At 71.2% G+C, this 23508-nt stretch carries 5 protein-coding genes; all 5 read left to right on the top strand.

The features are described 5' to 3' along the window. Positions 1-4 precede the first annotated feature (4 nt). The 5 genes from I55_RS36105 to I55_RS18520 are packed head-to-tail and all read left to right on the top strand — an operon-like array spanning position 5 to position 23505. A complete protein-coding gene (locus I55_RS36105; protein WP_044562063.1) occupies positions 5-19549 on the top strand; it encodes an SDR family NAD(P)-dependent oxidoreductase in 19545 nt (6514 codons plus the stop codon). Continuing rightward, positions 19546-20781: a beta-ketoacyl synthase N-terminal-like domain-containing protein gene (locus I55_RS18535; RefSeq protein ID WP_049974260.1), complete on the top strand. Its 1236-nt coding sequence runs from the start codon at positions 19546-19548 to the stop codon at positions 20779-20781. The genes I55_RS36105 and I55_RS18535 overlap by 4 nt, the downstream gene beginning before the upstream one ends. After that, positions 20778-22001 carry a hydroxymethylglutaryl-CoA synthase family protein gene (locus tag I55_RS18530; RefSeq protein ID WP_044562062.1) on the top strand — a complete coding sequence of 408 codons (1224 nt, stop codon included), beginning with the start codon at positions 20778-20780 and terminating at the stop codon, positions 21999-22001. The genes I55_RS18535 and I55_RS18530 overlap by 4 nt, the downstream gene beginning before the upstream one ends. Beyond that, positions 21998-22771 (top strand): enoyl-CoA hydratase-related protein, encoded by a 774-nt coding sequence (locus I55_RS18525; protein ID WP_049974259.1) that lies wholly within the window; start codon positions 21998-22000, stop codon positions 22769-22771. The genes I55_RS18530 and I55_RS18525 overlap by 4 nt, the downstream gene beginning before the upstream one ends. Then, positions 22756-23505, top strand: coding sequence for a polyketide synthase (locus I55_RS18520; RefSeq protein WP_044562061.1), 750 nt, complete (start codon positions 22756-22758; stop codon positions 23503-23505). Before I55_RS18525 ends, I55_RS18520 begins: the two co-directional genes overlap by 16 nt. The last annotated feature ends 3 nt before the right edge of the window (positions 23506-23508 follow it).

The raw sequence follows: 23508 nt of genomic DNA, 5'->3' as shown, positions 1-23508 counted from the left end.
GGCGATGATGATGGAGCCCGCCCTGAAAGCCTCCCCCCAGGGACCGGCCTCGCCGGCGCCGGACCAGACGCGCCGGCGCGAGGTGTTCCGGCTGGTCGCCGAGGGGCGGTTGACCGCCGCGGACGCCGCCTTGCTGCTGCGCGGCGGACAGACGGGGCCTACCCGATCCGGCCCATCCGAAACCGGCACGCCGCTGGACATCGCCGTCGTGGGCTTGGCCGGGCGGTTCGCCGACGCGCCGGACATCTGGAGCTATTGGGACATGCTGCGCGCCGGCCGCGCCGCGATCGCCCCCATGCCGGCGCACCGTCATCCCAAGGCCGCCGGATTGGCCCGCCGCGGCGGCTTCATACCCGACGCCGACATGTTCGACGCCGCCTTCTTCCGCATCTCGCCGACCGAAGCGGCGTTGATGGACCCGCAGCAGCGCCTGTTCCTGGAACAGGCGTGGCTGGCGCTGGAGGAAGCCGGCCTTGCCGGCGACCGGGCCTCAGGCCTGCGCTGCGGCGTCTATGTCGGTGCCGGAGCCGGCGACTATGCCGACGCGCTGAAGGCGGCCGGGGTGGACAGCAACCCGCTGGCGCTCATGGGCAACGTGCCCTCCATCCTCGCGGCGCGCATCTCCTATTTCCTCAACCTCAAGGGACCCAGCCTGGCGGTCGATACCGCCTGCTCGTCCTCGCTGGTGGCGCTGGACCTCGCGATCAAGGCGTTGGAACGGGGCGAGATCGACGTGGCGCTGGCGGGCGGCGTCTGCGTCATCAACACGCCCGCCTTCCTGCAGGCCATGGCGGAGGGCGGCATGCTGTCGCCCTCGGATGCCTGTCACACCTTCGACGCGGCGGCCGATGGCTTCGCCTGCGGCGAAAGTGCGGCCGCCGTCGTGCTGAAGCCCCTGGCGGCCGCCCTGGCGGACGGTGACCATATCTGGGGCGTGATCCGCGGCAGCGCCGTGAACCAGGACGGTCGCACCAACGGCATCACGGCCCCGAACGGCCCCTCGCAAGAGGCGCTGGCGAGGGATCTCTATCGCCGCTACGGCATCGACCCGCGCGGCATAGGCTATGTGGAGGCCCACGGGACCGGCACGCCCCTTGGCGACCCCATCGAACTCGACGCCCTGACGGCGGCGTTTCGCGCCTTCACCGGGGACACCGGCTTCTGCCGCATCGGATCGGCCAAGACCAACATCGGCCATGCGCTGACGGCGGCCGGAATCGCCAGTCTGGTCAAGGTCCTGCTGCAGCTGCATTTCGAAACGATCGCGCCGAGCCTCAATTTTTCGGGCCCCAATCCACGGATCGACCTGGCCGCCAGCCCGTTCACCGTGCCGGTCCGTACCGAGGCCTGGCCGCGCAAGCCGGGCGCGCCGCGTCGTGCCGCCATCAGCTCCTTCGGCTTCAGTGGCACCAACGCCCATGTCGTGGTGGAGGAAGCGCCCACGCGAAGCGCGCGCCCACGGGCGACGGGACCGTTTCCCATCATGGTTCAGGCCCGGACGGCCGAGGCGCTGCGGCAGCGCGCGGCGGCGATCCGGGCCGCCATCGCCGCACGGCCGGACATGGCGTTGGACGACCTCGCCTTCACGCTTTCCTCCGGCCGGGCGGCCTTGCCGGAAGGTGCTGGCTTCATGGCGGACAGCATCGCCGACGCGTTGGCCGGCCTGGACAGGATCGCGTCGGGGGCGGTCCTGCGGGCCAACCTGCCGCCCGTTCAATGGGCCGGTGCCCGCCGCATCCCCCTGCCGGGCACCCCGTTCGAGCGGGGACGCTTCCGCCCCGCGATGCCTGTGGCGACGCCGGCGGCCGACGCCGCGATCGACTCCGCCGTGCTGCATGCGCACGGCACGGTTTTCGCGGCGGCGGAGGCCTGGGGCCGTGCCGCCCTGGTCGACGCGATGCGGCGGATGGGCTTGTTTGACGCCGGCCGGCTGAGTTTCACCCGGGCCTGGACCCAGCGGAAGCTGGGCATCGCCCAGAACCGCACGCGGCTGTTCGACGCCCTGATCGACATTCTGGCCAGGACCGGCGCGCTGATCGCGGACGGCGATCTCATTCGGCTGCCACCCAACGCGTCGCCGCCGGATAGCACGGCGCCAAAGCCGACCCAGGCGGAAGCGAAGCCGTTCCTGGACCTGCTGGGGGCCGCGATCGCCGGCCTGCCGGATGTCCTGACCGGCCGGCGCACCGCCATGGAGGTCTTGTTCCCCGGCGGCAGCGGCCATCTGGTCGAGGCGGTCTATCGCGGCAACCCGCTGGCCGACCATCTGAACACGCTGCTGGCCGACCGCGTCGCGGACCTGGCGCGGGCCCGGTGCGCCGATCGTCCGGTGGTGCGCGTGCTGGAGGTCGGCGCCGGCACCGGGGGGTCCACGCGCGCGGTGCTGGCCCGGCTGGGGCCACAGGCGGAATACCTATTCACCGACGTGGCCCCCGCCTTTGTCAGCGCGGCGCGACGGTCGTTCGCCGGGGACGGGCGCGTCACCTGCGCGGTCTTCGACCTGGAAACCGCCGTGCCGGCGGAAGTCGCGGCCGCCGGGCCGTTCGACATCGTGATCGCGGCCAACGTGCTGCACGCCACGCGCCGGATCGATGGCGTGCTGCGGCGCCTGCACAGCGTCATGGCGCCCGGCGCGGCCCTGGTGCTGAACGAGGTGACGCGCGTCCAGGACTTCGCCACCCTCACCTTCGGATTGACCGACGGCTGGTGGGCGTTCGAAGACGACCGCCTGCCCGGCTCCCCGCTGCTTTCGACGGAAGGTTGGCAGGCGGCCCTCGCCGCCGCCGGCTTCCCGGAATTGTCAGTCGGCGGCTTGGCCGACGACAGCGGCCAGATCATCCAGGCGGTCCTGACGGCGACCCGTGACCAAGCCGCCGCCGCCCTGACCGCGCCGATGCCGGCGCCGTCGAAATTGGCGCCCGCGCCGCGTCCAGCCGCCACCGCGGGGTCGGCCGACATCGACCGGCTGCTGATCGAAGCGGTCGCCCGGGTGCTGACGATGGCCCCGGCCGACATCGACCGGCGGGCACGCTTCATGGATTACGGCCTGGATTCGATCCTGGGCGTCGGACTGGTGGAAAAGCTCAACGCGGCGCTGGCTCTCGACCTCAGGCCGACCGTGGTGTTCGACCACCCGACCGTGGCCGACCTGGGCGCCCATCTCACCGCACTGCTGGCCGAACGGCAGCCCCCGGCGCCAGCCGTGATGCCCGAGCCCGCCCCCACCCCTGGCGGCGGGGGCGGGCAGGACCGGCGCATCGCCGTGATCGGCATGGCGGCGCGTTACGCCGGCGCGCCCGACCTGGAGGCGTTCCGCAACCTGCTGCGTGAAGGCCGGTCGGGTGTCGGCGAAGTGCCGCCGTCGCGGTGGCGCCCGGACCCGCAGCCGGACGGTGACCTCAACCCGTTCGAACGCTGGGGCGGCTTTGTCGCCAATGTCGAGGGCTTCGACCCACTTGCCTTGCGCATCTCCGGCAAGGAAGCGGAACTGACCGATCCGCAGCATCGCGTGTTCCTGATGGAGGCGTGGCACGCGCTGGAGGATGCCGGCTACGGCGAGGGGATGCTGGATGGCATGCGCTGCGGCGTGTTCGTCGGCGCCCATGGCGGCGACTACACCCATCGCATGGTACAGGCCGGCATCGAGCCGCAGGCCTTCGCCTTCATGGGCAATGCCGCCTCGATCCTGGCGGCACGCATTTCCTATATGCTCAATCTCAAGGGCCCGGCGATGGCGGTGGACACCGCCTGCTCCTCGTCCTTGGTTTCCGTGCACATGGCCTGCCGTAGCCTGCTGGACGGCGAATGCGACATGGCCTTGGCCGGCGGCGTGTTCGTCACCACCACCAAGGGCTTCAACGTTGCCGCGGGCACGGCCGGGATGCTGTCGCGCACCGGCCGCTGCGCCGCGTTCGATGCCAGCGCCGACGGCTTCGTGCCGGGCGAGGGGGCCGGCATCGTCGTGTTGAAGCGGCTGGACCGGGCCATGGCCGACGGCGACCACATCGATGCCGTCATCATCGCGACCGGCGTCAACCAGGACGGCAGGACCAACGGCATCACGGCGCCCAGTCCACAGAGCCAAGCGGCGCTGATCCGCGAAACCTACCGCCGTCACGACATCGACCCGCGCGGCATCGCCTATGTCGAGGCGCACGGCACGGGTACACCGCTGGGCGATCCCATCGAGGTCGAGGGCCTGACCCGGGCCTGGGCCGACTGGTCGGTCCCCCGCGGCGTCACCGCACTCGGCTCGGTCAAGACCAATATTGGCCATGCCGCCCACGCCGCGGGCATCGCCGGCCTGATCAAGGCCGTGCTGGCCGTCCGGGACGGCGAAATCCATCCGTCCCTCCATTTCCGGCAGGAGAACCCCAAACTCCATCTCCGCGAAACGCCGTTCCATGTTCCGGTGGCGTTGGAACGCTGGCCGTCCGGCGCGGACATCCCCCGGCGCGCCGCCGTCAGTTCATTCGGCTTCAGCGGCACCAATTGCCATGTCGTCATCGAACAGGGTCCGTCAATGGACCGACCAGACCCGGTGCCGGGTCCCCACCTGTTTCTCTTGTCCGCGAAGACCGAAACGGCGCTGGCCCACCGTATCGCCAACCTCGCCCGATGGTTGGAGACCGCGCAGCCCCGCCCGGACGATCTTGCCCGCACCCTGGCCGAGGGACGCACGCACTTCGAGCGGCGTTGGGCCGCCGTCGCCGACGGCATCGGCGAGCTGCGCCGCCTGCTGGCCGGCGCGTCGGAAAGCCGGGCGGAAGATGCCGCGCGCATGGACCTGGCGGCCTTGGCCAGCCGGTATCGCGCGGGCGAGACCATAGACATGAGCGCCATTGGCGCCGGCGGCCGGCGCATTTCCGTGCCGACCTACCCGTTCGAGCTTTCGCCGTACTGGATCGAGGTCGCGCAACCTCAAGCCCCTATCCCGGTTGGGAAGTCCGTCCCCGTTGGCAAGCCCCCCCTCCCCACCGGCGAGAGCTGCCTGATGGCGCCGCGCTGGCGCCCCCTGCCCCACGGCACCCCCGCCCGTGCGGTCGGGACACTGGCGGTGGCGGGCGGCACGCCGGCGGTGCGCGCCCGCCTGCTGGAAGAGTGGCGGGCCGCCGGCGGCGGCACCATCGTCGATGCCCCCGCTTCCGATGCCGACGCCGTCCTGGTCCTGGCCGGTGCCGAGACCGGCAAGGCCTTGCTGGATGCCGTCCGCGGCCTGCTGGCGGCGAATGGGCCGACCATCCCCGTCCTGCTCGCCCACACCGGTGCGCCCGGGGATGCCGCCTTGGTGGCGTTCGGCCGGTCCATCGCTTTCATCGGCGGTCGCGCCCATGTTCGGGCGTTGGAGATCCCAGCACTCGTGCCTGAGGCCGCCCCCGTGATCGTCCAGGAATTGGCGCTGGGCGTTGCCGGCCCCCGTGAGCTTCGCCTGCACCGGGGTGAACGGCTGCAGCGGGTGCTGGAGCCAGCGTCCGTGACGTCGCCCCTGGTCATGCCAACGGGTGCCCACTGCCTTGTCACTGGCGGCGGCGGGGTGCTGGCCCGCGCCCTCGCGGTGCGGCTGGCCCAGCGCCATGCCGCCCGGATCACGCTGGTCGGGCGATCCCCGGCGAATGACCGGGTCGCCGCGACGATCGCCGCGATCGAGGCCGCCGGTGGCTGCGCCGCCTATCGCCAGGCCGACATCGCGGAACCCGGCGACATCGCCACGGTGCTGGCCGAGGCGGAAACCCGCTTCGGCCCCCTTTCCACCGTGTTCCATCTTGCCGGCGTCCCCGGTCAGGGCGTTGTCGGCGACAAGGACTGGGATCAGATGCGCGCGGTGTTGCGGCCCAAGGCCGCCGGCCTCGCCGCACTGGACGAGGCGATCGGAACCCGGCCCATCGACCTGTTCGTCAGCTTCGCCTCCTTGGCCTCCGAACTCGGCGATTTCGGCCAATGCGATTACGCCGTGGCCAACGCCTACGCCGACCGCTTCGCCAGCTGGCGCGAGGCGGAACGGCAGGCCGGCAGGCGGCAGGGCCGGACACTCTCCGTCGATTGGCCCCTCTGGGCGGAAGGCCGGCAGGTGCTCTCCCGTGAAGGGGCGGCCCTGTTCAGCGCCGCCTCGGGCCTGCGACCGCTGGCGACCGACGAGGCGCTGGATCTGCTGGATGATGCCATCGCCAGCGGCGAGGCCCAGATCGCGATTTTCCCCACCGGGCTGGACAAGGCGAAAGCGATGCTGACCGAACACCCCGCGCCACACCCGCCCCTGGCGACCGCGGCCCCGCCGGCGACGCTTGCCACCGATCTGCGGCCGGCCTTGGTGGAAATGGTCGCGGCCCTGATGAAGCTCCCGGCTGACCGGCTGCCGGTTGACGTCAACCTGGCCGATTTCGGATTTGATTCGATCTCACTCAAGGATTTCGCATCCCGCATCTCAGACCGTTGGGGGGTGGCGGTCTCTCCGGCGGTGTTCTTCGCCTATGGCACGATCGCCCGGTTGGCGGACTATCTTGCGACCGAAGGCGGCGTGCGCGTTTCGCCGCCCGCGCCCGCCCCCATGGCGGCGCCCATGGCCCCCCCCGTCGCACCCCCCGGGACGCCGGCGCCGGCCGTCGCCGCGGTGCGAAGCCCCTCCGTGGCGGCGTCCGGTGACGGGGCCATCGCCATCATCGGCATGGCAGGCCGGTTCCCTGGCTCGCCGGACGTCGACGCGTTCTGGGCGCACCTGGAGGCGGGGCACGACCTCGTCACGGCCATGCCGGATGAGCGCGTGTCGCTTGCCGGCAAGCGCGGCGGCGCCGGTGGCTATCTGGACAATGTCGACCGCTTCGATCACGGCTTCTTCGGCATCAGCCTGCGCGACGCCCAGTTGATGGACCCGCAGCACCGGCTTGCCCTTGAGGCGACCAGCAACGCGTTTGAGACCGCCGGCATCGACCCCAGCGGCCTGGCCGGCCGCCGTGTCGGCGTTTTCTTCGCCTCCCAGGTCAACGAGTATGCCGCCCTGGTTCCGTTCGACGAGAGCGTCCGGCCCCAGATGGCGCTTGGCAACATCGCGTCGCTGCTGCCCAACCGCATCTCTTGGCTTTATGATTTCCGGGGACCGAGCGAGGCGGTCGACACCGCCTGCTCCGGCAGCCTCGTGGCGCTGCATCGCGCGGTCAGGGCGCTGCGCCAGGGTGAGGCGGAGCTGGCCATCGCGGGGGGCGTGAGCCTCATGCTGAGCCCCGATGCCGAGGAAACGGTGAAACGCCTGGGCGTCGGCTCGCCCGGTGGTCGCTGCCGGGTATTCGATGCCGGTGCCGATGGCTACGTCAAGGGCGAGGGCGTCGCCGCCCTCGTGCTGAAGCCCCTGGCCGCCGCCCTGGCGGACGGCGATCCGGTGCTGGCGGTGATCCGTGGATCGGCGGTCGGCCATGGTGGCCACGCGCAGACCATCACCGCGCCGGACGCGCAGGCCCAAGCGGACGTCATCGCGATGGCCTTGACCGATGCCGGCGTCCCGGCCGCCACCCTGGGCATGATCGAAGCGCACGGTACCGGCACGCAGCTGGGCGACCCCGTGGAGATCGAGGGGCTGAAGATCCTGTTCCGGCGCCTGGGCGGCGGGGCGCCGGAAAGCTGCGCCATCGGCTCCGTCAAATCCAATATCGGACACCTGGAACCGGCCGCCGGCATCGCGGGCGTGGTCAAGGCGGTGCAGGCCCTGCGCCATGCGGTGATTCCACCGACCATCCATTATTCCACGCGAAACCCGCTGATCGAGCTGAGCGACAGCCCGTTGCGCATCGCCGATACGCCGATCGCCTGGCCCCGGGCCGAGGATGGCACCCCCCGACGGGCTGGTGTCAGCTCCTTCGGCTTCGGCGGGGCCTACGCCCATGTCGTGTTGGAGGAGGCGCGGATGCCGACGGCCCCCGCCGCCCAGACGGGCCCGCTGCTGATCGTCTGGTCGGCCCACACCGCCGACCGGCTACCGGCCATGGCCCGCCGGTTGGCCGAAGCCGCCCGCGCCGGTGAGATCGCCCCGGTGGACTTCGCCTGGACACTCATGACCGGTCGCGCGCAGTTGCCCTTCCGGGCGGCCCTGGTGTTGCGACCCGGGCAGGACTTGGGCCAGCGGCTTGACGCCGCCGCCGCGATGCTGGCGGGCGGTGGCCTCACGACCGAGGTCTTCGTGACCGGCGACGGCACCCCGCCCGTCTGGAACGATGCGACTGAGCGTTTGGTCCGCGAATGGGCCGGCGAGGGCCGGTTCGGCCGGATCGCGCAACTCTGGGTCGCGGGCGTGACCATCGATTGGTCCTTCCTCGGCTTGTCCGGCCGCCGCCGGGTGGCTCTGCCCGGCATGCCGTTCGAGGGACCACGGCACTGGTTCCGTGGCCGGCCCGGCGGGGCCACCGCCCCGGTGGTTGCGCCCGTCCAAGCCGCGCCGACCGCCTCTCCGGCGATGCCGGCGGTGGCTACGGTGACGGAGCCTCCGGCGGCGTCGGAGCCGCGCCCCCCTGCGGCCCCCCCCACCGCCCCGCTCACGTCCTCCTTCCCGGCCGTATCGCCAGCGGTGTTTTCCGCCGTGTCCATTGACCCGGACGAGGCGCTCGACCGCATCCGCGCGATGGTGGCATCGCTGCTCTATGTCGATGCCCATGCCATCGATACGTCCACCGGACTGGCCGACCTTGGCCTTGATTCCATTCTCGCGGTCGAACTGGTGCGCGAGATCAATGCCGCCTTCGGCACCCGGCTGGAGGCCGCGCGGCTGTACGACCATCCCTCGATCGAGGCGGTGACCCGCTTCGTCACCGGCACTCTTGCCGGCAATGACACGCCCCGGCCAGCCCCCCAGGCCGCCGTCGTCATGCCCTCGCCTGTCCCGCCCCTCCCCGAAATCCGAACTGGCGCGGCAGTCAATGGCGCGGCAGTCACTGGCGACGACCCGGCGATCCTCACCGCCGTCCGCCGCATCGTCGCCGACGCGCTTTATGTCGAACCGGCGGCCCTGGATGAGACGGTGGGGTTCGGCAACCTGGGGCTTGATTCCATCCTGGCGGTGGAGGTGGTCAAGGCGATCAACGACCAGTTCGACGTCGGGCTGGAAGCGGCCCGGCTCTACGACCACCCGACCCTGGCGGCGCTGGCGGCCTTCGTCGCCAGCCGGGGGACGGCCACGGCTCAGCCCGCCCCCGCGACACCCGCGCCGGTCACCGCTACCGGCGGCTCAGCCCGCGCGTCATCCGGCGACAGGTCGGAAACGATCCGCACCCTGGTCGCGGCGGCGTTGGGCCGGGCGCCGGAAAGCATCGATATGGCCGCGCCGCTGGCCGGCTTCTCCATCGGCCCGGATCTGGCCGCGCGCCTGCTGGATCAGCTGGCGGTGGCCACCGGTGTCCGGCTCAGTCCAGAGGCGGTGGGGCGTTGCGCCAATCTGGAGGCGCTGGCGGCCCTGCTGGGCGGCGGCGACACGCCCGCATCCGCCCGCCCACCAGTCGCGGCACCGGTCGCGATGCCCGCGCGGTCCGCGCCGGACGCGGTGATCCACGCCAAGCCGGCAGCCCTTTCAGCGGCCCCTCCCGCACCCAAGGCCGCGCCTCCAGATGATCCGGTCGCCGCCGTACAGGCCGTCGTCGCGGACATATTGGCGGTCAGCGTCGACGATATCGATCCGCAGGCCTCCCTTGCCACCTTGGGGGTCGATCTGGTCCAGGCCGGTGAGATCGCCTACCACCTCAATCGCAGCCACCATGGTGGCCTGAAGGCGCGAGCCGTGCTTGAGGCCGGCACCGTCCGCGCGCTCGCCGATAACCTCATCGCGCCCATGGACCGGGAACCCCCCGCCCGCCCGGCGGCGCAACCCATGCCAGCCGCCCCCGTCGCGGCGGTCGCTCCCGTCCCCGGCGCGGACAACGGCGTGGCCATCATCGGCCTGGCCTGCCGCTTTCCCGGCGCGCCGGACGCGGCATCCTTCTGGCGCAATATCGCGACCGGGGTCTGCTCGATCACCGAAATTCCGGCGGAGCGTTGGGCGGCCGGCACGCACGACGGAATATTGACGGACGATCGCCAGCGTGCCGCGGTGCGGTGGGGTGGCTTCATCGACGACGTTGACCGGTTCGATCCGCTGTTCTTCGGCATCTCCCCGAAGGAAGCGGAGGTCATGGACCCGCAGCAGCGGCTGTTCCTGGAGGAAGCCTGGCATGCGCTGGAAGACGCGGGGCTGACGCGTGAGGCGCTCAGCGGCTCCGCCTGCGGCGTGTTCGTCGGCGGCGGCCAGGGCGACTACTCCCATTTGCTGCCCCGCGACGGCGCCGGCTTGTCCGGCCAGATGCTGCTGGGCAACACCGCGTCCATCCTGGCGGCCCGCATCGCCTACTTCCTCAATCTCAAGGGCCCGAGCCTGGCGCTCGACACGGCGTGCTCATCCGCCCTGGTGGCGCTGCACTATGCCGCCCGCTCCGTCCGCGATGGTGAGTGCACGCTGGCGCTGGCCGGCGGGGTGTCGCTGACGCTCACCCCGCAGATGCATCTCATGACCGCCGCGTCGGGCATGCTGGCGGCCGACGGCCGCTGCAAGACGTTCGACGACGGGGCGGACGGCTTCGTCACGGGCGAGGGCGTGGGCATCGCCGTGCTGAAGCGGCTTGACCAGGCGATGGCCGATGGCGACCGCATTTATGGCGTTATCGCCGGATCGGCGGTGAACCAGGATGGCCGCACCAGTTCGATCACCGCGCCCAGCGCCGCGTCGCAGGCGCGGTTGATCGGTGGACTCTACCGTTCGGCGGACATCGATGCCCGGCGGATCGGGTATGTGGAGGCCCACGGCACCGGCACCAAACTCGGCGATCCGATCGAGATATCAGCCCTTACCGAGGCCTTTACCGAACTGGGGGCGCCGGGCCCCTGCGCCATCGGATCGGTCAAGACCAACATCGGCCATACGCTGGCGTCGGCCGGCGCGGCCGGATTGATCAAGGCGGCATTGGCGATGCATCACCGCGTCGTCCCCCCCAGCCTGTTCTTCACCCGCCCCAACGCGCATATCCGGTTTGAAGAAACCCCGTTCCGCGTGCAGACCGCGCCCGGCCCCTGGCCGGTGGCGCAGCCACTGGCGGCGATCAGCTCGTTCGGCTTCAGCGGCACCAACGCGCATGTCGTCCTGGCGCCGCCGCCGGCCCGGCCCCAGTCCACCGACCAGGACCTGGACGTATGGCCGATCGCGCTGTCCGCGCCGTCGGACACAGCACTGCGGCGCTGGGCCGGGGCGCTGGCCGAGGGGTTGGCCGATGCCGACGCGCCGTCGATGCGCGACCTGGCCCACACCCTGGCGCGCCGGCGCACCGCGTTCAAATGCCGTCACGTGCTGTGGGCCAAGGATCGCGAGAGCCTGCTGCCCATGCTGCGGGCGCTGGCCGAGGGTTCGGAACGGCCGGGCGCGGACAGGGGCCTGGTGCCCGGCCTCCACACCGCCGCGGAGTCGTTCCTGCGGGGCGAGGCGCCGGACTGGAAGGCCCTGCCTCGCGGAGCCGTCGTATCGTTGCCAGGCTATCCGTTCGAGCGGCGGCGGTTCTGGATCGAAACCCCATCGCCGTCGTCACCTCCGGAGCCGCCCGGTGGAAAACGGCACATGCCGCTGACGCTGCACCGCCATGACGCAATGATCGCCGGCCATATCGTCGATGCCCGGCCGCTGCTGCCTGGTGCCGCGTCCGTGCTGATCGCCGCGCACCAGGCCGGGTACACCTGGGCCGAAGTCTCGGACCTGGCATGGCTGGCCCCGGTCGAGGTGACCGGGACGCGGCGGCTGGCCACCCAGCTGGACGAAACGGGCGCCTTCACCCTGACGGACAGCGCCAGCGGTTCGCCGTTGGTTCGGGCGACCGTCCGGCGGGCGCAGCCTTCGGGTGAGCGCCTCGCCCCCTCTTCCCTAGCCGCCAGCCTGGCCAGGCGGGTGCCGGCTGACGCGATCTACCGCTTCCTGCAAGCGGCCGGAATCGCCTACGGCCCGGCGTTCCAGCGGGTTGAATCGGCTCAGGTCGGCGGCGATCGCGCCCTGGTCCGGCTGCGTCCCGCCTCCCCCAACGCGGGCACCCCGCCGGATGCCGACGCCGTCGGCCACCTGGACGCGGCGCTGCACGCCCTGGCGGCCTTCGCGGTTGCCGATGACGCGGCGGCCGGCCTGATGATGCCAGCGACCCTGGACCGGGCTCTGATCGGGCCGGCGACCGCCACCGCGGTGTGGGCGTTCGTCACGCTGCATCCGCCCGGCGCCGACCAGACGCTTGCCGCCGATGTCGTGTTGGCGGACGAGGATGGCGCGATCCTCGCCCGCCTCGACGGACTGCGCGCCGCCGCCCCCGCCACCAGCCCGCGCACTTTCGTTCTGGCACCGGAATGGACGCCCGCGACAGCGTCGCACGCCGTGAGAAGCGTGGAGCCCCTGGTGGTGCTGCACGGGCCGGCGGCCGCCGAATGGGCGCGCAACGTCGTCGCGATCGCCACCGCGAACGGACGCCAGGCCCGGACCGCCGGTCTCGATCAGCCGTTCGCGGAATCCGTCGCCGATGCCGGGACCATCCTGTTCTGCGGCTGGGACGGTGACGTGCCGGCCCTGGCCGGGACCGAAGAGGCCAGCGTGGCCCAACTGCTGGCGCTTGCCCGCTTCCTGATCGCGGCCGGGCGGCCCCGGACCCTTCGGGTGGTCACCCGGGGCGTGCAGGCGGTCGGCCCCGACGACCATATCGAAGCGAGGCATGCCGCCCTGTCCGGCTTCGTTCGCACGCTTGCCCGCGAGCATCCCTCCTTGCAGGCGGCCATCGTCGATCTGCCGAACGCGGCGGCCGAGGATCGGGCCACCAGCCGCCGCCACGCCGAATTGCTGCTGGCTGAAACCGGCACGCCGGACAATGTCGATATCGCCTATCGCGCGGGCCAGCGCTACACCCGGCGCTTCGCCCTGCTCGACCTGCCGGCGTCGCCCCAGGAAAGGCTGCGCCGCGCCGGCACCTATCTGATCATCGGTGGGGCCGGTGGCATTGGCCGGGCGCTGAGCCTTGATCTCGCCCGCCGTTTCGGTGCGCGGTGCGCCTGGGTCGGGCGCCGCGCCGCCGACGATGACATCGCCAGGGCCCTCGCCGCGGTGGAAGCCGCCGGTGGCGCCGCGCGCTATCATCGGGCGGACGCGCAATCGGCCGAGGAACTGGCCGCCGTGGTACGGGCGGTGGAAGCGGAATGGGGGCCGATCCACGGCGTGATCCATGCCGCGATCGTGCTGGCCGACTGCCGCGTCGAGACCATGGACGAACCGACCCTGATGGCGGCACTGCGGCCGAAATCCCGCGTGGCGGCGGCATTGGCCGTCGCATTGCAGGGGTGCCACCTTGATTTCCTGGCCATCTTCTCTTCCAGCAACGCCTTCACCTGCAATCCGGGCCAAGCCAACTACGCCGCCGGCTGCACCTTCCTCGACACCTGGGCCGCGGCTTGGAGGCAGACCACCGGCATCCCCACCTGCGTGATCGACTGGGGATTCTGGGGAGAGACCGGAATCGTCGCGCGTGACGATTACCGCCAGCGGGCCGTCGCCGCCGGCGTCGATCCCATGAGCACGGCCGAAGGTCTGGACCTGTTCCGCCGCCTGCTGGGGGCGGAGGTGCCCCAGGCGGCGGTGATGCGCTTCGCCGCTGCCGGGCGCGCCAAGCTTGAAGCGGCGTTGGAAAGACGGCTCAGCCCGGCGACGGAGGCCTGCGCCGCCGATGCCACCGTCGCCCGGCGTGTCCTCGCCGCCCCGGCCGCGCCGCCCGACGGAAGCCTGCGCACGGCGGCGCTTGAGGTTGAAGCGATCGAGATCTATGCCCGCCGCCGGCTGGTCCAGGCCCTGCTGAACAATGGACTGCTCGCCCCCGGACACGAGACTGTCGACGCGCTGGCGCGCCGCGCCGGCGTGGTGCCGGCCTATCGCCGGCTGTTCGAAGCGCTGCTGGACATGGCCGCGCGATCCGGCGCGCTGAAATACCATGGCGGCCGGGTCGAGATTGAGGTGTCGCCGGCGGCCGAGACACCCGAGCGACCGGCGGTGACGCGGCTGTCGGCCCACCTGACGTTGCTGGAGGCCTGTCTGGATGGGTTGACCGATGTGATGCGCGGCCGGCGCACCTATGTCGAGGTCATGTTCCCCGGCGGGTCGGCACATATGGTTGAGGCGGTGTATCGCGACAACCCCTCCTCCGACATCTACAACACCATCATGGCCGGGATCGGGGAGGCGTTCGCCACCGGAGCCGGCGGCCCGCTGCGCGTCCTGGAGATCGGCGCCGGCACCGGTGGCGCGACGGTCGGGCTGGTCGCGGCCCTCGACCGGGCCGGCAGGCCCTTCACCTACACCTATACCGATGTCTCTCCGCGTTTCCTGGATCTGGGCCGCCAGCTGTTCCCGGGGCGCGCCGACTTGACTTTCGCGGCGCTGGACATTGATGCCGATCCGGTGGCCCAGGGCTTCGCCGCCGGCAGCTTCGACCTGGTCGTCGCGTCCAACGTGCTGCACGCCGGACGCGACCTGGGGACGTGCCTGGACCACGCCAAACGCTTGCTGAAACGCGGCGGCCTGTTGCTGTTGAACGAGATGACGGCACCGTCCGATCTCGCCACGCTGACTTTCGGGTTGACCGACGGCTGGTGGGCGTTCGCCGATGCCGATATCCGCCTGCCGCATTCGCCGCTGTTGGATCGCGACGGCTGGCGCAGGGCCGCGTGGCGGGCCGGCTTCCGCGACACGACCGTCGGCGGCCCCGGCGGGGGCCAGTCCGTGGTGCTGGCGGTGAGCGATGGCTGGCTGCCCGAACGGCGGTCGGCGGCACCCGACGTCGCCGCAAGCGCCACCCCGCAGCCTTCGATCACGCCAGCGACGGAAGGCAAGTCCGCCGTTTCGGACTGGTTGCGCGGCGTCTTCGCCACCACGCTGAAGTTGGCACCGGCTGAGATCGACCCTGCGGAAAGCTATGATCGCTATGGCGTCGACTCATTGGTGGCGATGGAAATCCGGGCGCAGCTGGAGAAGTCCATCGGCCCGCTGGCGACGCCGCTGCTGTTCGAAGGCGTGTCGATCGACGGCTTCGCGACCGTTCTGATGCGCGAGAAACCGGCGGAAATCGCAGCCCTGCTGGGCGATGCCGGAGGTGCGCGCGCCAGCGCCGCATCGAAGCCGGCCACACCGGACCTCCCCGCCGACGCCGGCGGCCGCGAGCCCGGTGACCCCGAGCCAATCGCCATCGTTGGCCTGTCCGGCCGCTATCCGGGTGGGGCTGATCTCTGGTCTTTCTGGGACACGCTCTCGACCGGCAGGTCGGCGATCGTCCAGGTCCCGGCGGAGCGTGGCGACTGGCAGGGCGCCGGCGGCGGCCGCGCCGGCCTGATCGATGATGTCGCCGCCTTCGATCCGCTGTTCTTCCAGATTTCGCCGGCGGAAGCGGCGGCGATGGACCCGCAGGAGAGACTGTTCCTGGAGGTCGCCTGGGCGGCGATCGAGGACGCCGGCACGACGCCGCGCCGATTGGGCGGTGCCGACCGCCGGGTTGGCGTGTTCGCCGGGGCCATGCGCTCGGACTATCAACGGCTGGGCACGTTGGACTTTGCCCACGGCGGCCTTGGCCTGGCCGGCAGCGCCCTATGGTCGATCGCGAACCGGCTTTCGTTCCTGCTGGATTTCCGAGGGCCCAGCCTGGGTGTCGACACGGCTTGCTCCGCCTCGCTGGTCGCGGTGTGGATCGCGTGCGAGCACCTGCGCACTGGCCGCATCGACGCGGCCATCGCCGGCGGCGCCCATCTGATCCTTCATCCCCAGAACCAGGTGGCGATGGGCCGGATGGGCCTGCTGTCGCCGACAGGCGACGGGCGTCCGTTCGCGGCCGACGCCGACGGCTTCGTCGAGGGTGAGGGCGTTGGCGCGGTGGTGCTGAAGCGCTTGTCGGATGCTGAGCGGGACGGCGACCGCGTCCGGGCCATCATCCTGGGCGGCGGCGTCGGCAGCAACGGGCGAACCGGCGGCTTCATGCTACCCAACCCCTCCGCGGAGGCCGAGTTGGCGCGGATCACCCTGGCCGACGCCGGCGTGACGGCATCGGACATCGATTATATCGAGGCGCAGGCGAGCGGGTCGCCCATCGGTGACGCGGTCGAATTTGCAGCGTTGCGCAGCGCCTTTCAGGACGTGGACGGCAAGCGCCCCATCGGCTCGCTCAAAGGCACGATCGGTCATCTGTCAGCGGCCTCGGGCATGGCCCAACTGTCCAAGCTTGTGCTTCAGCTTGAACACGGCCGCATCGCGCCGATGACGGCCCCGGCCGTCCCCAATGCCGAGATCGACATCGGCTCCTCGCCATTCCGGTTCGCCAGCGGTGAACCGTGGCCGGCGCGGACCGGCCACCGGCGTACGGCCACGGTCTCGTCTTACGGCGCCGGCGGAGCCAACGCCATGCTGGTCCTGGCGGAGGCACCGCCTCACCTGGCAGGGCAGGCGGCCGCCTGCCCTGCCGCCCCCTGCCCCGCTGCCCATGTCATGGTGCTGTCGGCACGGACATCGGAACGCTTGCGCGCCATCGCGGATCGTCTGGCCGCATTCATCGCCACGCGGCCGGAATTGGACCCCGCCGCCGTCGCCTGGACCCTGCAGGCCGGGCGGGAAGCCATGGCGTACCGCTGCGCCATCGTGGCCCACAGCCTGCCGGAGCTGTTGGCCGGCATCGCTGATTTCCTGGCCGACCGGCCTGGCGCCTGGTCGGCCGGCAAAGCGAACGGCCACGCCCCCGCCGAACCGGCCGACGACGCCCCGGCCCAGGCCATCGCCACGGCCTGGACCCAGGGTGCGCCAATCGCGTGGTCGCGGCTTTGGCGGACCACCCCGCCACGGCCGGTCTCGCTGCCGACCTACCCATTCGAGCGCCGCCGCTGCTGGATCGAGATGGCGGCGGCCCCCATCCCGCAGCCCGTCGCCGTCCACCCCCTTCCCCCACCTGCCGCGCCGTCGCCCGTCAACAGGGGGCCGGCCAAAGCGCCGGACCACCGACCCACACGGCGCGCCGTATCGATTTCCCGGCCGACCGACCTGGATGGCGGCATCGAGATCACTGAACTGCCGCTAGCCGCCCCCGGCGCCGGTGAGATCGAGATCGCGGTGGCCGCTTTCGCCCTCAATTTCGGCGACCTGCTCAGCCTGCGGGGGCTGTATCCGAACATGCCCCCCTATCCCTTCGTGCCCGGCTTTGAGGTATCGGGCCACGTGGCCGCGATCGGGGAGGCCGTCACCGGCCTTGCCGTCGGCGATCCCGTGGTGGCGCTGACCGGCGGCCACGGCGGGCAGGCCGACCGGCTGGTGCTGCCGGCCAGCCACGCGGTCAGACTGCCGGACGGCTATGACTTGACCGAGGCGGCGGCATTCCCGGTCGGCTGGCTCACCGCCCGGCAGGCGCTTGACCGCGCCGGGGTGGCGCCGGGTGAAACCGTGTTGGTCACATCGGCGGGCGGGGGCGTCGGCCCGTTCGTCGTCCAGTTGGCCTTGGCGGCGAAGGCCCGTGTGCTGGCCACCGCCGGCTCCCCGGCCAAGCTCGACGCGCTCCGCCACCTGGGCGCCGAGGCGCTGGATTATCGTCAGGAGGACACCACCGGCTGGGTCCGCGCGATGACCGGGGGGCGCGGCGTCGACGTCGTGGTCAATCTGCTGGGTGGCGACGCGGTGCAACAGGGCATCGACCTGCTGGCGCCCGGCGGCCGTTATGTGGAAATCGCCCTGGCCGGCCTGATGTCCGCAGGCAAACTGGATCTGTCACGCTTCCTCGACAATCAAAGCCTCATCACCGTCAATCTTGGCCGGATGCTGGCCACCCCGACCGACACGCAAGCCGGGTTGGCGGCCATGGCGGCGGCCATGGCGACGGGCGCGGTGCGGCCCTTGATCGACCAGGTACTGCCCTTTTCCCGGATCGAGGATGCCTATGGCCGGCTGGCGCACCGGGAAAATGTCGGCAAGGTGGTGGTCACCATCGATGACGCGCCCCTTCGAGCGGAACGCGATCATGAACAGGTTACGAGCGGGATGCGATCACACCTGATCGCATCCCGCTCCAGGCGGTCCAAGGCCGGCGGCGCGCCAACGGTGGTCCCGGATGCGGAACTGCTGACCCGGTTGACGGGCGTCACCGCAGCGGTCCTGGGCCTCGACGTGGCGGAGATCGCCCCCGACCGCCCGCTGGACGAACTGGGCCTCACCTCGGTCAGCGGCCTCGAAATCGCGCGCCGGATCGAGGGCGTGATCGGCCGGCCGGTCCCGGTGACCCTGCTGTGGCGGCATCGGACACTGGGAGGACTCAGCGCCGCGCTCACCGGATCGGTCGCCCAAGAGAAGCCGGCGGCGCGCTCGCCACTGGTCACCATCCGGGCGACCGGCACCACCCCACCCCTGTTCCTGGTGCATGGCGCACCCGGCGAGGTGAGCTGGGCCGTCGACCTGGCCCAACGCCTCGGCGACACCATCCCGGTCCATGCCTTTGAGGCACCGGGCCTGCACGGCGATGGCCCGGTGCCGGACTCTGTCGAGGGCTTCGCCGCCATCTACGCCGATCTGCTGGCGACCGCCTGTCCAGCCGGCCCCTATTGGCTGGGTGGCTATTCGGGTGGCGGCGCCATCGCCTTCGCGGTGGCGCGGATCCTGGCGGCGCGCGGCCGGCCGGCGGCGGGCCTGCTGTTGCTCGACGCCAACACCCCGGGCAATGCCAGCCTCGCCGGCATGGACGCGGGCCTGGGCGACGGTTTCATCCATCGGCTGGCCGGCAATTGGCTGGCGCGACGCTGGGGCCGGCCGTTGCTGCCGCCCACGGCGCTCGACGGCGTGGACGATGCGCGGCGGCTGACCATCGTGCTCGACCATCTCTACGCCGGCCCTCAGCCGTCCGCCCCGCCGCCCATGCCGCGCGAGGAGGCGGCGCGCCTGATCGCCGGCATGGACAGGGCGGCGCGCGCCATCGGCCGCGCACTGGGCACCTATCAGGCCGAACCGATCGACCCGCCGGTGCGAACGGTGCTGTTCCGCTGCAGTCAGGGCATGGCGCCGAGGGATAACCCGCTGGACCTGCCGGGTTTCCTGACCGACGGCGATTATCGGGCCGGCTGGGAGGGTTTGGTGGGCAACGCCCCGGAGGAGCATTCCATCGATTGCGACCATTTCTCCCTGGTGCTGGAACCGCATGCCACGACCCTGGCCGCCGCGATCCGCGCGGTGCTTGCGCACCCGGTGCGCCCAGGCGGGGAAGCCACGGGGACACGCGACCATGTCGCCCGGGTGATGCTGGAGGAAGTGCGCCGCGGGCTGCCCGACGTGCCGCCCGAGGAAATCCGGGCCGACCGCAGCATGACGGAGCTGGGCGCCAACTCCATCGACCGGGTCGAGGTCATCCTGGCCGCCATGACGGCCCTGGGCGTGGATGTGGCGCCGCGCGATCTGGCCGGCCTGCCCACCATCGATGCGCTGATCGATGTACTACACCAGCACGTGGCCAACGGCGGAGTGGGTGGATGACCGTTCGGATCAGCATCAGCGGCATGGGCGCCGTCACCGGCTTGGGGTTCGGCGTGCCGGCCCTGGCGGAAGGCCTTGCCGCCGGCGGCAGCGCCATCCGGCGGCTCAACCCTGGTGAAATTCCCAGCCTGGCGGCGCCACGCTGGGCGGCGATCGCGCCCGACCTGGATGAGAACACGCTGCGGGGGCGGATTGCGGCCCTGCTGCCGCAGGCGGTGGAGCGAAACTTTAGAGCCCTTCGCGGCGGGCGGCGCAGCATCTGGCTGGGCGCGCTCGCCGCGGCGGAGGCGATGGCGATGGCCGGCCGGGAGGCCGTGCAACCGGACGAACAGTTGGGCCTCGTGGTCGCCGGCAACAACCTGTTCCCGGCCTACACGGCGGCGATGGTGACCCGGCTTACCTACGCCCCCCGCCCGGAGCCGCGCTACGGCTATGAAATGTTCGACAGCCACGCCGTTGGCGTGTTGTCGGCGGTGTTTGGCTGCCGTGGCGCCGGCGCGACCGTGGGGGCCGCCTCGGCCAGCGGCCTTGCCGCCCTTGTCGCGGCCGTGGACATGCTGGCCGCCGGCCGTGTTTCCCGTTGCCTGGTCGTCGGCTTGCCAACGGATTTCGGTGTGGCCGAATGGGCCGGCCTGGATCTGATCGGCGCGCTGGGTGATGAGCGCCGTATCGGCAACGGACCGGCCAGCCGGCCATTCGACGCCGCCGCCTCCGGGTTCATTCCCGGCGAAGCGGCGGCCGCCTTGCTGCTGGAACGGTCGGATGTCGGCTTGGCCCATATAGCAGCAGCGGAACTCACCCTGGACGGCACCCACCTGCCGGCGCCGAACCCCGAAGGCGAAACCAGGGTGATGCGCCGGGCCTGCGACGCCGCCGGATTGACACCGGCCGACATCGACCTCATCAGCGCGCATGCGACATCGACGCCGCTGGGCGACCGGGTCGAGGCCGATGCCATCGCGACGGTGTTCGCGGAGGCGCCGAACCTGCTGGTCAACGCCACCAAGGGCCTGATCGGCCACGCGCTCAATGCCGCCGGGCTGGTGGAGACCGTCGCGACCCTGATCCAGATGCGGGACGGCTTCGTCCATCCCAACATCGGCCTGGTCGATCCGGTACGACCCCTGCCCTATGCCGGGGCGGTGGCCGTACGGCGCCCAACCCGGCGCGCGATGAAGACGGCGTTCGGTTTCGGCGGCTTCAACGCCGCGTTGATCCTGGAGAAAGAATGAGTATCGGCATCGAGCGCATGGGCGTTTACGCCGGCCGGGCCTATCTGGATGTGGGTGAGCTGGCGCGCGCACGCGGCCTGGACCAGCGCCGCTTCGAAAACCTGCTGATGCGCCGCAGAAGCCTTGTCCTGCCGTTCGAGGACCCGGTCAGCTTCGCGGTCAACGCCGCCAAGCCCCTGATCGATGGCCTGAGCGCGGCGGAGCGCGCGGAAATCCGCCTGCTGATCGTGGCCAGCGAGTCCGGCATCGACCAGGGGAAATCCATGGGCGCCTACGTCCATAAATACCTGCAACTCGACCCGCGCTGTCGGCAGTTCGAACTGAAGCAGGCTTGCTACGGTGGCACCGCGGCGTTGCGCATGGCGGCGGCCTGGGCCGCCAGCGATGGCCAGGGCGCCCGCGCCCTGGTCGTCTGCACCGACCTCGGCCGACCGGTGCGCCATTCCTACGCGGAGCCGAGCCAGGGTTCCGCCGCCGTGGCGTTGCTGATCGGTGGCCGGCCGGATGTCCTGGCCCTTGAACCCGGAGCCTCCGGCATCCATAGCTACGAGGTCGCGGACTCCTGCAGGCCCACCGCCGACATGGAAACCGGCGACGCCGATATGTCGCTGCTGAGCTATCTCACCTGCTGCGAACAGGCCTTCGCCGCCTACCGCCAGTCGGTGGGGCCCATTGACTTCGTCCAGCACTTCGAACGGCTTGCCTTCCACACCCCGTTCGGGGGCATGGTCAAGGGCGCGCACCGCACGTTGATGCGCAAGCTGATGTCGGCCGCCCCCGACGTGATCGAGGCGGATTTCCAGCGGCGGGCGGCGCCGTCGCTGACCTATTGCCGCGAAGTCGGCAATATCTATTCCGGGACGGTGTTCCTGGCGTTGGCCGGCGCGATCGACGATGGCGATGATCGGAGGGCGCGGCGGATCGGCCTGTTCTCCTATGGTTCGGGGTGCTGTTCGGAATTCTACAGCGGCATCGCCCCCGCCGGTGCCGCGCGCGCGCTGGCGGAAGCCGGCGTCGCCGACGCGCTGGCCGGCCGGGTACGGATCCCGGTGGCGCGTTACGACGCCTTGCTGGATGGCTATCAAAGCCTGTCCGGCGTGCGCGACGTGGTCATCGACGCGGGCGACACGGCCGACCTCTACGAGCAGGCGTTCGCCGGGCGCGGCTATCTGGTCCTGGATCGGGTCGCCGGCTGGCAGAGGCAATACCGATGGAGTTGACGCCCCCCCTAACCCTGTCCCGCCGCGGGTCGCTGCTGATGGCCGAGCTGTCCCGTCCGGCCTCGGGCAATACGCTCAACGCCGCGTTGGTCACGGCGTTGAGCGGAGCCATCGACCAGCTGGAAACGGATGACAGCCTGCGCGTGCTGGCGATCCTCGGTCGCGACGGTGTGTTCTGCGACGGCATGGATTTTACGGAAGCCGCCGCGACCGAAGTGGCCGCCCCAGACGGCATCCGGCAACGCATCGTCCCCTTCTGGCGGCTGCTGACACGGATCGCGCAAGCGGGCAAGCCGGTGGTGGCTGGGGTTGACGGCCGCGTCAGCGCCGGCGGGCTGGGCTTGGCCGCGGCCTGCGACCTGGTGTTCGCGACCCCGCGCAGCGGCTTCATCCTGACCGAACTGCTATTCGGGCTGGTGCCGGCCACCATCGCCCCGTTCCTGGTGCGGCGCACCGGCGTGCAGGCGGCTTGGCGCCTGACGCTGACCGCCCAGCGCGTGGACGCCGCCGAGGCCCGTGGCATCGGCCTGGTGGACGAGGTGGTGGCCGACGTGGAGGAGGCGCTGCGGCGGGTCTGGATCAAGGTCGATCGCATGGACCCCGCGGCCATCGCCGCGGCCAAGGCCTATTTCCGGGAAATGGCGCCCATCGATGCCGAAACCGAGCGGCGGGCGATCGACCTGATATGCGCGCGCATCGCCGATCCGGCAACCATGATCGGCATCCGCCGCTTCGTCGAAGGAGGAGGGCTGCCATGGCGCAAGCCGTGAGGTGTACCCGCCAGTCCAACGGCATCTGGGTCGTCGCCATGGAGGAACGGGAGGGCCGCAACACCTTCACCCCCGCCTTGGTCGGCGGCCTGTTCGAGGCGATGGCCGACATCGCCGCCGATGCGGACGCCCGCGCGGTGGTCCTGCATGGCTTTGACAGCATTTTCCTGGCCGGCGGCACGGTGGAGGAGCTGATCGGCATCGCCGAGCGACGCACCCGCTTTGACGGGGCCGGCTTCTATCGCCTGCTGCTGGACTGCCCGGTGCCCGTGATCAGCGCGATGCAGGGCCACGCGTTGGGCGGCGGCCTGGTGTTCGGGCTCTACGCCGACATGGTCGTGTTCGCCCGTGAGGCGCTCTATTCCGCGAATTTCATGAAATATGGCTTCACCCCCGGGATGGGCTCAACACTGCTGCTGCCGGAGAAGCTGGGCGCCGCCCTGTCATCGGAAATGCTGATGACGGCGTCGAGCTATCACGGCGGAGCGCTGGAAAAGCGCGGCCTGCCCTACCCGGTGGTGCCGCGCGCGGACGTGATCGAAACCGCGCTGCGCCTGGCACGGGAACTGGCCGACAAGCCGGCGGAGGCGCTGAGGCTGCTGAAATCGCAACTGACCCAAGGATTGAAGACCCGGCTGCAGGCCGCGGTCGACGCCGAGGTCGCGATGCATGACATAACCTTCGCGGAGGCCGGCGTTCAGGACCGGATCCGCGACAGATGGGGTAATCGATGACGG

It is taken from the genome of Azospirillum sp. B4, from assembly GCF_000333275.1.
GTDB lineage: Bacteria > Pseudomonadota > Alphaproteobacteria > Azospirillales > Azospirillaceae > Nitrospirillum.
Note: the sequence above shows the minus strand (reverse complement) of the source record. Positions and strands in the feature narration are given on the sequence as shown.

What these genes read in the sequence shown, in the direction of transcription:
- I55_RS36105 (WP_044562063.1), top strand. Translation starts at nt 5, where the DNA reads ATGATGATGGAGCCCGCCCTGAAAGCCTCCCCCCAGGGACCGGCCTCG.
- I55_RS18535 (WP_049974260.1), top strand. Translation starts at nt 19,546, where the DNA reads ATGACCGTTCGGATCAGCATCAGCGGCATGGGCGCCGTCACCGGCTTG.
- I55_RS18530 (WP_044562062.1), top strand. Translation starts at nt 20,778, where the DNA reads ATGAGTATCGGCATCGAGCGCATGGGCGTTTACGCCGGCCGGGCCTAT.
- I55_RS18520 (WP_044562061.1), top strand. Translation starts at nt 22,756, where the DNA reads ATGGCGCAAGCCGTGAGGTGTACCCGCCAGTCCAACGGCATCTGGGTC.